Origin of the sequence: Nonomuraea fuscirosea, assembly GCF_003001935.1 — a bacterium.
Taxonomy (GTDB): domain Bacteria; phylum Actinomycetota; class Actinomycetes; order Streptosporangiales; family Streptosporangiaceae; genus Nonomuraea; species Nonomuraea fuscirosea.
In genome coordinates this window covers 278988-290592 of record NZ_PVNG01000002.1, presented here as the reverse complement: position 1 = coordinate 290592, position 11605 = coordinate 278988, and the positions used below count along the sequence as shown (strand labels likewise).

At 71.4% G+C, this 11605-nt stretch carries 6 protein-coding genes; 2 read left to right on the top strand and 4 right to left on the bottom strand.

Annotation, left to right across the window (positions count from 1 at the left end):
- Positions 1-1148: 1148 nt before the first annotated feature.
- Positions 1149-1865 (bottom strand): recombination regulator RecX, encoded by a 717-nt coding sequence (recX, locus tag B0I32_RS59615; protein WP_245955650.1) that lies wholly within the window; start codon positions 1863-1865, stop codon positions 1149-1151.
- A gap of 1303 nt (positions 1866-3168) precedes the next feature.
- Positions 3169-4263 (bottom strand): recombinase RecA, encoded by a 1095-nt coding sequence (recA, locus tag B0I32_RS04870; protein WP_106235312.1) that lies wholly within the window; start codon positions 4261-4263, stop codon positions 3169-3171.
- A gap of 792 nt (positions 4264-5055) precedes the next feature.
- Between recA and B0I32_RS04865 the strand changes: the two genes are divergently transcribed.
- Positions 5056-5394 carry a hypothetical protein gene (locus B0I32_RS04865; protein ID WP_181307017.1) on the top strand — a complete coding sequence of 113 codons (339 nt, stop codon included), beginning with the start codon at positions 5056-5058 and terminating at the stop codon, positions 5392-5394.
- 144 nt (positions 5395-5538) lie between these two features.
- Here B0I32_RS04865 and B0I32_RS04860 read toward each other — a convergent pair whose 3' ends face one another.
- Both B0I32_RS04860 and B0I32_RS04855 read right to left on the bottom strand, forming a co-directional pair.
- On the bottom strand, positions 5539-5733 hold the full coding sequence (locus B0I32_RS04860) for a DUF3046 domain-containing protein (protein WP_106235310.1): 195 nt from the start codon (positions 5731-5733) through the stop codon (positions 5539-5541).
- Between the two features lie 240 nt (positions 5734-5973).
- The gene (locus B0I32_RS04855) at positions 5974-6462 is read right to left on the bottom strand and encodes a VOC family protein (RefSeq protein ID WP_106235308.1); all 489 of its coding nucleotides are present in this window, start codon (positions 6460-6462) and stop codon (positions 5974-5976) included.
- Positions 6463-6549: 87 nt separating this feature from the next.
- Between B0I32_RS04855 and B0I32_RS04850 the strand changes: the two genes are divergently transcribed.
- Positions 6550-11556: an Lhr family helicase gene (locus B0I32_RS04850; RefSeq protein ID WP_425438085.1), complete on the top strand. Its 5007-nt coding sequence runs from the start codon at positions 6550-6552 to the stop codon at positions 11554-11556.
- Positions 11557-11605: the final 49 nt, after the last annotated feature.

Genomic DNA, 11605 nt, shown 5'->3' with positions numbered 1-11605 from the left:
CCTCGATCATCCAAGCTCGTTCGTCCGTCGTTCACCGGTATGGCAATCCGCGCTGCGCGGAGTAACTCCTCACTGCCGTCGAGGTTATGCGTCGAACAGGTCACGAGCAAGCAAACGCGTCATCAAGCGTGTCTTACAGGCCCGCATCTCCACATCCAGCCCGATATCCCCCATTGCCGCCCGAATAGCCCCCTATGCCCAGCCCCTCCCACCCACCCTCACCCAAACCCCACCACCCCCACCGCCCAAGGCACCCCCATTTTCCGGTACGGGCCTCCAGCCACCGCCGTACGCCCCCGAATCGCTGAAAGAACGACGACCACCGAGGCGACAGGCCACCTCCTGCAGAACACCGCCTCTCCATCCGCTCCACCTGAATGGCCCACCTCGGCATGCCCGACGCGATCGCTACTCCACCACCGTCGGGAGGCGACCCCTCGGAGCCGCCGGTACGGGCCTGCGGAGGGCCCGCTCAGTACTCGAACCGCTCCACCGAACAACCGAGCAGCGGGCGGGCCACCCAAAGCCGGAAGCGGGCAAGCAGAAGACTGGGAGAAGCCAAAAGCGCACAGCGGGAAGCGGGACGTGACCCGCGGGAAGCGGGAAGCGGGGCCCCGACGCGGGAAGCCGGACCTCGAACCCAGACGCCGGGCCCCGGACACGGAACCCCAGACACCGGACGTGGAACGCCAGACACCAGACGCCGAATGCCGGACCTCCGACGTGGGAAGCCGGACCCCGGCCCCGGACGCCCGACGCCAGGCCCGGACGTGGAACGCCGAACAAGAGAAGCTTGACCCGGACACGAGACATCGGACACGAGACGCGGAGCGCCGGACCCCGAGCCGGGAAGCCGGGCCTCGGACCCGGGACCGGACGCGGAACGCCGACCTCCGGGACGCCGGACGGCGAACACAAGAAGCCGGACCCGGACGCGGGAACACCGAATGCCAGAAGCGGGACCCCGAACGCTGGACCCCGAAGGCGGAAGCGGGGACGTGGGACGGCTCGCTAGGAGAAGCCGGAAGCTCGAGTCGGGAAACCAGGAAGCAGGAACCGAGAGAGTGGGAAGCCGGACGGCCGGAGTCGGAAGAAGCCCACTGTGGAAGCGGAAGCAGTGGACAGCCGGAAGACTCAGGCGTCAGGACTCACGAGTCAGGGAAGCCTTCCTCCATCTCGATGCCTTCCTGCTCAAGCGCCTCCCGGATGACGCGGAAGGCCAGTCCCGAGGGATAGCCCTTGCGTGCGAGCATGCCGGCCAGCCGTCGCGTGCGTACCTGCGGGTCGAGGGATCGGGTCGAGGCGAGCTTGCGTTCGACCAGCCTCCGGGCCGTCTCCGCCTCCTGGTCGGGGTCCAGTCGCTCGACGGCTTCGTTCACCGTGTCGCTGTCGACACCCCGATGGCGCAGCTCGGCCGCCAGCGCGCGCTTGGCCAGCCCGCGGCCGTGATGCCGCGAATCAACCCAAGCCTCGGCGAAGGCCTCATCGTTGATCAGCCCCAGCTCGGAGAACCGGCTCAGCACCGCCTCAGCGGCCTCCTCCGGCACCTCCCGCTTACGCAACGCCTCGGCTAGCTGGGCACGGGTCTTGGGGGCCATGGTGAGCAGTCGCAGGCAGATGGCCCGGGCAACGGACTCCGGATCGGCATGCGCCTGCGTCCCGGTCGCACTCCCCTCATCCGGCCCATCAGGCAACCACCCCTGATTCCGACCACCTTTCCCCTTCCGTCTGCCGCCCCGACGCCCACCTCCACGAGCCCGCCGCTCATCCCCACCGTCATACGGCCAACCCTCACCACCGGACGATCCGCCTGCACCGCCGCGCCGCCCAGCTCCACCATCACCCGGCCCACCCTCTTGGTCCAGGCCGACGTCACCCCCGAAAAACGCGCTCCCACCGCTGTACGGCCGAGCATCGCTCCCGGGTGGACCGCCTTCACTGCCATACGGCCCGGCTTCGCCATCAGCCGGTCCACCTACACGGGCATCTGGGCCGGCGTCACCGCTGCTGAACCCGCTTCCACCGGCAGACGGCCACGCAGCGCCACCAGATAGCCCGCTTTCACCGCCGTACGGACCGACAGCACCATCGCCATCCCCGTACGGACCAGCTTGGTCTCCGTACGGACCAGCTTGGTCTCCGCGCGGACCAGCTTGGTCTCCGCGCGGACCGCCTACGCCGCCGTACGGACCGCCGTCACCGTCGCGGAATCCGCCCCCGCCGCCATTGGGCCAGGCATCAGCGCCGACCGTGCTGGCTCGGCCCCTGCGCGGCCCGGTTTCGCCATCGTGAAAGCTGGCTTCGTCGGCGTGCGGTTCGGCTTCCGCGTTACTTGATCTGCCGGGGCGGCCGCGGGAGCGGCTCGACTTGGCGCGTCTTTCGTAAGCGTCGCCGAGCTGCTCCGTCCCCTCATCGGGATCGGGCTCTCCGGAGCTGCCGCCCCAGCGTCCAGTCTCTTCGCCAGACCATCCGGCCGTGTTCTCGGCATCGTCAGGAACGCGATCAGGCCAGCGGGACCTTTTCCCGGAACGTCCGGGCTTCCTGGCGGATCCGCCGGAGCGGCGTCCCTTGGCCGGCCACCCCGTATCGCCGTCGTTCTGCTCAGGCGCGAACCAGCTGCTTCCGGCCAGCACCTCGGAGTGCCAGTCGTCGGCGGTGTCTACCTTGGAGCGGGCTTCGGCGGACGGCTTATCGCCGCGTGCGGTCGGTGAGACGTCCGGATGCGGCGGACCGTCCTGACCGCCCGCCCCGTCGCCGTCGGCCTCCACGGATGTGCTGGACCCCGAGAGCGTGCTCTCAGGAGCGTTGTGCGGGGTGGCCTGCCGGGTTGGGGGTTCTTCGATGGGAACGTCGGGCTGTGGTCGTGACGCCCCCGATCGAGTGAGGTCCGTCGCCGACGAAAGGCCCGTATCCGACGGAAGGTCTGGGTCCGGCGGAGCTACCGCGTCCGGCGAGGCGGCCGGGTCCGGCGGGGCGGCGGCGGAGGGTTCCGCCGCCTCGACGGCGCGCAGGCGGATGCGTTGCTCGCGCCACTCGTCCACCGACGGCCAGCCGTCCGTGGCCGAACGGGCCAGGTCGCGCCTGCGTGACGAAGTGGGCTCGGGCCCGGCGCCCCGGTCTGGTGGAGGGGGCGCTTGCGAGCGATCCGTGCTGCTCATGCGTGATCGATCAGACGTCACCCGGCTTCGGGGTGGACTTCGAGCCCCGACCCGAAGGAGCGGCTGCGGCCGGAGCCGGAGCGGCGGCGGCCTCGGCGGGGGCGTCGAGACGCGGGCCCACGCCCAGCTTGTCCTTGATCTTCTTCTCGATCTCGTTGGCCATGTCGGGGTGGTTCTTCAGGAAGTTGCGGGCGTTCTCCTTGCCCTGGCCGAGCTGGTCGCCCTCGTAGGTGTACCAGGCGCCGGACTTGCGGACGAAGCCGTGCTCCACACCCATGTCGATGAGGCCGCCCTCGCGGGAGATGCCCACCCCGTAGAGGATGTCGAAGTCGGCGACGCGGAAGGGCGGGGCCATCTTGTTCTTGACGACCTTGATCCTGGTGCGGTTGCCGACCGCCTCCGTGCCGTCCTTGAGAGTCTCGATGCGGCGGATGTCCATCCGGACCGAGGCGTAGAACTTCAGCGCCTTACCGCCGGTCGTCGTCTCAGGGCTGCCGAACATGACGCCGATCTTCTCGCGGAGCTGGTTGATGAAGATGGCGGTGGTGCCGGTGCTGCTGAGGGCGCCGGCGATCTTACGCAGCGCCTGGGACATGAGACGGGCCTGGAGACCGACGTGGCTGTCGCCCATCTCGCCCTCGATCTCGGCCTTGGGCACCAGGGCCGCCACCGAGTCGATGACGATGATGTCGACGGCGCCGGACCTGATCAGCATGTCGGCGATCTCGAGCGCCTGCTCACCCGTGTCGGGCTGGGAGACCAGCAGAGCGTCGGTGTCGACCCCGAGCTTCTTGGCGTATTCGGGGTCGAGGGCGTGCTCGGCGTCGACGAACGCCGCGATGCCGCCGGCCCGCTGGGCGTTGGCCACCGCGTGGAGGGCGATCGTGGTCTTACCCGAGGACTCAGGACCGTAGATCTCCACGATGCGGCCGCGCGGCAGGCCGCCGATGCCGAGGGCGACGTCAAGGGAGATCGACCCCGTGGGGATCACCTCGATGGGAGCTCGGGCGTCGTCGCCCAGTCTCATGACGGAGCCCTTGCCGAACTGCCGCTCGATCTGAGCGAGCGCGGTCTCGAGGGCCTTCTCGCGGTCGTTGATAGCCATGGAACTCCCCCTGGAGGGTCGTGGTCCGATCAGTCGAGTGAAAGCTACGGCCTGCCACCGACAATTTCTGCCGCAGTCGGGGAAGACGTGGCCCGGCTTTCCTATCGTAGCCGAACGGCTGTTCGATCTCAGCAGAAACACGCAGGTCGTCATTGATCATCAGGCCCCTGGAACCCATCCGGCCCCTACGCATGATTCCGCCTCCCGCTGAGAAGCCAGTTGGGGAACCGGCCGGGGAATCTGTCGGGGAATCGGTCGGGGGAACCGGTCGAGGAACTGTCGAGGGCCAGGGCTTGGACATAGGTCCGGGATGGGACGGGGATGAATCTGCGGCTCGGGCTGTGGGGCGCAAACAGGTCGTGTGGAACGGGACTGCACGAGTCCGGAGCTTGGGTCGGAGCTGAAGCGGGGATCGGACCGAGGGCTGGGGGCTGGGGTGCTGAGGGCTGGGGGCTGGGGGGCCGAGGGGCCGAGGGGCCGAGGGCTGAGGGCTGCTGGCGGCGCCCGGGCTGGGGCTGAGGGCTGAGCTGGGCGTGAAGGGGTCCTGAGGTCGTGATGAAGCCGAGGCACAGGTTCGGAGCGGGACCGGAGCCGCGTTCGGAGTTGAGCTCAGAGCGGAGGGCGGCCGGCTGCGTATGCCAGGAGCGCGAGGGACGGAGAGCGGGGTGAGGGCGGGTGCGTGTCCGTGGAAGAACGGCACTCCGATGATGTACGCGGACGGTTGGGCACTGCGTGTTGTCAGGCGCGATGAGCTGGGGAGACTCACTGCAGGGCGACAGTTGGAGGCGGCACGTGGCGAGCGGCTTCACCGGGGAACGACGTGTCCATCTTGAGGCTCTCGCCGAACTGTTGCCCGCCTACGGCCTGGTCAGCCGGATGGTCGGCGCCGAGGATCCGGTGTTGTGGGTGTGGCACCCCCGCACCGCCCGCCAGACGATCGTCTTCGCCACCCCGTCGAACGACGGATGGCAGCTGTTGTGGTCGCCGGGCGGGCAGGGCGCCGCGAACGATCTGGAGCGTGCGGCCATCGCCCTTCGCCGGACACTCGCGGTGGACGAGCCGGACCACTCAGACAACCCAGACAACTCGGATCACCCTGACCATCCAGACCATCCGGGCCGCTCCGGCTAGAGCGTCGCAGCCCTGCCGGTACGCGGCTCGACCGATAGGTCCGCTGAATCAGGACGGTCACCCGCATCCGGTCAATCATCCGATCGGCGCGACCCCACCCCCAGTCTGCGCGACCACCCCGGAGCGACTACAGCACCGACACGATCACCGCAGCTTGGACGAGACGTCCTCCACCTGGCAGACCGCACGCCACACCGTCTTCGCGCTCTCCCCGTCAGCCAGCGCCTGCACCACGGTCCGCCCGCCCAGCGGGGCGATGACGTAGTCGCGGGCCCACGACTCGGCGTACGTCTCGCCGAAGTGGGCGTTCATCCGTCTCCAGAACTCGGTCAGGCGCATGAACTCAAGTATGGAATCCCGGGAGGTGTGGGTAGGACATCCTCATGCCAAAGACCCCCAAGTCTTCACCCCCGAAGACAGCCAGAGCCAAGGCCAACAGAGCCAGACGCCGCCGGTTACTGCGCGCGCTGCGCCAGACCGTACGTGAGGAGAAGGCGGAGCGCGCCGAGCGGCACGCGGGCATCAGACAGGCACCGCGTGCGGGCACACCGCGGACGCGCAGGGCGTCGCGGCGTTAGGTCACATCACCCGCGCGCCGTACATCTCACCGAGATGGTCGGCGAGCAGCTCCAGGCGGGCGCCGTCGGGGTCCTTGAAGTAGATGGAGGCGCCGCTCTCTATCTGGTGCGGCACGCCGGCCATCTCCAGCTTCCCGCGCAGCCGCTCCCACGTGGCGGGGTCGACGGAGATCGCGATGTGGTGGAGCCCGCCGAGCACTTCCTGGTACGGCCCGAGGTCGAGGCCGGGGAAGTCGAAGAAGGCGAGCAGGTTGCCGTTGCCGATGTCGAAGAAGAAGTGGTTGGAGCCCTCGTAGTCGCGGTTTTCGATGATCTCCGTGAGCGGGAACTCCAGGAGTTCCTGGTAGAACTTGATGGTCCGTTCGACGTCGGAGGAGAGCAGGGCCATGTGGTGGAGACCGCGCGCGCTGCTCGAGGGCCGGTGCGGTAACACGTAGCGCTCTCGTATGTCCGTACGGCGGGCTTCGATGGCCGCGTAATCGATGGTCACGGTCGCTGTATGTCCACGCGGGCGGCCCCTCAATCACCCGGCGCCGGGCCAAATGGGTTTTCTGTCGGTGGCGCGAGGCAGGATGAGCTGGTGAGCTCGCTAGCCCAGTTCAGCCAGGTGACCAGGCAATGGTTCGCCGGAGCCTTCCAAGCTCCCACCGCCGCCCAGGAGGGGGCGTGGGAGTCGATCTCGCGTGGCGACAACACCCTCGTCGTCGCGCCCACCGGGTCGGGCAAGACGCTGGCCGCCTTCCTGTGGTCGCTCGACCGGCTGGCCGCCGAGCCTGATCCGGGCGACCAGGCGGGGCGGGCGGGCACGCGGGTGCTCTACGTGTCGCCGCTCAAGGCGCTGGCCGTCGACGTCGAGCGCAACCTGCGCGCGCCGCTGGCCGGGTTGAAGCAGACGGCGCGCAGGCTGGGGCTGCCGGTGCCGGAGATCTCGGTGGCGATCAGGTCGGGCGACACTCCGGCCGAAGACCGCAGGCGGTTCGCGGCCAGGCCGTCCGACATCCTGATCACCACGCCGGAGTCGCTGTTCCTGCTGCTCACCAGCCAGGCGCGGGAGGCGCTGCGGGGTGTGCGGACGGTGATCGTGGACGAGGTGCACGCGGTCGCGGGCACCAAGCGCGGCGCTCACCTCGCCGTCACTCTCGAACGGCTCGACGCCCTGCTCGACAGCCCGGCGCAGCGGATCGGGCTGTCGGCGACCGTGCGGCCGGTGAGTGAGGTGGCCGCGTTCCTGGGCGGCACGCGACCGGCCACCGTGGTGCAGCCGCCGTCGGACAAGCGGATCGAGGTCGAGGTCGTCGTTCCCGTCGAGGACATGACGGAGATGGAGGGGCGGCCGCGCGCGGAGCCGGCGGAGGAGGAGTTCGCGCCGGAGCCGGCCAACCGGTCGATCTGGCCGCACGTCGAGGAGCGGCTGTTCGACCTGATCGAGGCGCACAGCTCCACGATCGTGTTCGCCAACTCCCGGCGGCTGGCCGAACGGCTGTGCACCCGGCTCAACGAGCTGGCCTACGAACGCCAGCACGGCGCCGCCACCGAGGCCGTCGACCTGTCGATCTGGGAGACGGACCCCTCCGCCGGACCGGGCCTGGACACGGGCCCGACGGGCGCCGACCCGAAGGACGGGGCCGGACCGGACGCCGAGGGCGGGGCCGGACCGAAGGCTGAGGGCGGGGCCGGATCCAGAGCTGAGGGCGGGGCCGCGAACGCGGGAGACCGAGGGCCGCGGGAGCCGGGGCCGGGGCCGGTCAGGCGCATGCCCGCCGACATGATGGCGCAGGCCGGCTCCGGCGGGGGCGTCGTGACGGAGATCGTACGCGCTCACCACGGCTCGGTCTCCAAGGAGGAGCGGGCGCAGATCGAGGAAGCGCTGAAGTCGGGCCGGCTGCCGGCCGTGGTCGCCACCTCCAGCCTGGAGCTGGGCATCGACATGGGCGCGGTCGACCTGGTCGCCTGCGTGGAGGCGCCTCCGAGCGTGGCCAGCGGGCTGCAGCGCATCGGGCGGGCGGGTCACCAGGTGGGCGCGGTGTCCAGGGGGGTCATCTTCCCGAAATACCGCGGCGACCTGGTGCAGACGGCCGTGGTGGCCGAACGGATGAAGAGCGGGCTGATCGAGGAGCTGCGCTATCCGCGTAATCCGCTCGACGTGCTGGCCCAGCAGATCGTGGCGATGACCGCGCTCGACGAGTGGACGGTCGACGAGCTCGAAGAGGTGGTCAAGCGGGCCGCCCCCTACGCGACGCTGCCGAGGAGCGCGCTGGAGGCCACCCTCGACATGCTGGCCGGGCGTTACCCGAGCGAGGAGTTCGCCGAGCTGCGCCCGCGCATCGTGTGGGACCGGGTGACCGGCACCCTGCAGGGCCGGCCGGGCGCGCAGCGGCTGGCGGTCACCAACGGCGGCACGATCCCCGACCGCGGCCTGTTCGGCGTCTTCCTGGTGGGCGAGCGGGCCTCCAGGGTGGGCGAGCTGGACGAGGAGATGGTCTACGAGTCGCGCGTCGGCGACGTGTTCGTGCTGGGCGCGACCTCCTGGCGGATCGAGGACATCACGGCCGACCGGGTGCTGGTCTCCCCCGCGCCGGGCCAGCCGGGCAAGCTGCCGTTCTGGCACGGCGACGCGCCGGGCCGGCCGGCCGAGCTGGGGCGGGCGATCGGGCAGTTCCTGCGCGAGCAGGCCAAACAGGATTCCACCGAACGGATGCGCGCCGCGGGCCTCGACGAGTTCGCCTCGGCCAACCTGCTGTCCTACCTCAAGGAGCAGCGCGAGGCGACCGGCTACGTGCCCGACGACCGCACCCTGCTGGTCGAACGCTTCCACGACGAGCTCGGCGACTGGCGGGTGGTGATCCACTCCCCCTACGGCGCGCGGGTGCACGCCCCCTGGGCGCTGGCGATCAACCGGCGGCTGCGCGAGCGCTACGGCATCGACGTGCAGGCCGTCCACTCCGACGACGGCATCGTGCTGCGCATCCCCGACACGCTGGCCGAGCCGCCGACCGACGTGGCCGCGTTCGACGCCGAGGAGATCGAGCAGATCGTCACCGAGGAGCTGGGCGGATCGGCCATGTTCGCCTCCCGGTTCAGGGAGTGCGCGGGCCGGGCGCTGCTGCTGCCGCGCCGCACCCCGGGCCGGCGCAGCCCGCTGTGGCAGCAGCGGCAGCGGGCCGCCCACCTGCTGGGCGTGGCCTCTCAGTACGCCTCGTTCCCGATCGTGCTGGAGACGATGCGCGAGTGCCTGCAGGACGTCTTCGACGTGCCGGGTCTGGTGCGGCTCATGCGCGACATCGCCGCCCGCCGGGTGCGGCTGGTGGAGGTGGAGACCTCGCAGGCCTCGCCGTTCGCGGCCTCGCTGCTGTTCCACTACGTAGGCGCGTTCATGTACGAGGGAGACGCGCCCCTGGCCGAACGCCGGGCGCAGGCCCTGGCGCTGGACACCACGCTGCTGGCCGAGCTGCTCGGCCAGGCCGACCTGCGCGAGCTGCTCGACCCCGACGTGATCTCCGACAGCGAACGCGAGCTGGCCAGGCTCGACCGGCCGCTGCGCGACCTGGAGGACCTCGCCGACCTGCTGCGCTCGCACGGGCCGCTGCTCGCGCCCGACGTGAGCGTGCGCGGCGGCGATCCGGCCTGGCTGGAGCAGCTCGAACGGGCCCGGCGGGCGATCAGGGTGCGCATCGCGGGCGAGGAGCAGTGGGCGGCCATCGAGGACACGGCGCGCATGCGTGACGCGCTGGGCGTGCCGCCGCCCGTGGGGGTGCCGCACGCCTTCCTGGAGCCGGTGCCCGATCCGCTGGCCGACCTCGTCGCCCGGCACGCCCGTACGCGCGGGCCCTTCCACGCCGACACGGCGGCCGCCAGGTTCGGGCTCGGCGTGGCCGTGGTGAGCGACGCGCTGCGGCGGCTGGCCGCGACGGGGCGGGTCGTCAACGGCGAGTTCCGGCCTGGCGGGCGCGGCGAGGAGTGGTGTGACGCGGGCGTGCTGCGGATGTTGCGCCGCAGGTCGCTGGCCAGGCTGCGCAAGGAGGTCGAGCCGGTCGCCCCCGAGACGCTCGCGCTGTTCCTGCCCGCCTGGCACGGCGTCACCGGCTCCGGCGCGGGGAGCGGTGGCGGCGGGCCGCGCGGTGCGGCGATCGGCGCGGCCCGGGCCATGGACGCGCTCGTCCGCGCCGTCGAACAACTCCAGGGAGCGGCCGTCCCCGCCTCGGCGCTGGAGACCCTGGTGCTGCCGTCCCGGGTGCCCGGCTACCATCCGGCCCTGCTCGACGAGCTGACCTCGGCGGGCGACGTGATGTGGACGGGTCAGGGCTCGCTGCCCGGCGGTGACGGATGGGTGTCGCTCTACTTCGCCGACACGGCGCCGCTGCTGATGCCCGAACCCGCCGAGATCACCATGACGCCGGTGCACGAGCAGGTGCTGGAGCTGCTCGGCGGGGGTGGGGCGCTGTTCTTCCGCGGGATCTCCGACCAGCTCGGCTCGCTGGACGACACGACGCTGGTGTCCGCGCTGTGGGACCTGGTGTGGGCCGGGCGGATCTCCGGCGACACCCTCGCACCGCTGCGCGCCACGCTCGGCACCGGGCGTCCCGCGCACCGGCCGGCCACGACGCGGCGGCGCCGGGCCGTGCTGCCCAGCCGGAGCGGCCCGCCCACGGTGGCCGGCCGCTGGTGGTTGCTGCCCTCCCCCGCCGACGACGCCACCCAGCGCGCCCACGCCCAGGCCGAGGTGCTGCTCGAACGGCACGGCGTGGTGACGCGGGGCTCGGTGACATCGGAGCGGCTGCCCGGCGGGTTCACGCCCGTCTACCAGGTGCTGCGGGCGTACGAGGAGAGCGGGCGGTGCCGGCGGGGCTACTTCGTCGAGGGGCTCGGCGGCGCGCAGTTCGCGTTGCCGGGAGCGGTCGACCGCATGCGCGCCATGGCCCCCGGCATCGCCCCAGGCTCTCCACCGGGCGGATCGACTGGCTGGGGGGCCGGTGAGGCCGGGGGCGAGACGACCGGGGGGATCCCGGGCGGGCCCACCAGCGGAACGGCCGGCTGGGGGGCCGGTGGGGCGGGCGAGGCGACCGGTGGGATCGCCGGTGGGATGGCTGGTCAGGCCGCCGGCGGGGTGGCCGGTCAAGCCGGCGGCGGGGTGGCCGGTGAGGCGGCGTTCGGTGGCCCGCGGGCTGGTCGGTGGGCCGGGGGTGGAGAACGGCCTGGGGCTGGGCGGTCCGACGGCGGGCGGCGGGCCGTGGTGCTGGCGTCCGCGGATCCGGCCAGCCCGTACGGGGCCGCGCTTCCCTGGCCGCAGCGTCCCGGCGACGCCGGGCACAAACCGGGCAGAAAGGCGGGCGCGCTCGTCGTGCTGGTGGACGGTCATCTGGTGCTCTACGTGGAACGCGGCGGCAAGACGCTGCTGTCGTTCACCGATGGTGACCGGCTGCAGCCGGCGGTGGACGCGCTGGCCCTGGCCGTACGTGATGGGGCGCTGGGCAAGCTGACGGTGGAGCGGGCCGACGGCGCCTCCATCGTGGACTCCCCGCTGGCCGCGGCTCTGGAGGCGGCCGGCTTCCATCCGACGCCACGCGGGCTGCGACTGCGGGCCTGAGCGAAAGGGGCGGCGCCCAGTGGTGGTGGGCGCCGTCCAGTGGTGGCGG

Excerpts from the sequence above, each read along its gene's own strand:
- B0I32_RS04860 (WP_106235310.1), bottom strand. The coding sequence starts at position 5,733 with ATGCGCCTGACCGAGTTCTGGAGACGGATGAACGCCCACTTCGGCGAG.
- recA (WP_106235312.1), bottom strand. The coding sequence starts at position 4,263 with ATGGCTATCAACGACCGCGAGAAGGCCCTCGAGACCGCGCTCGCTCAG.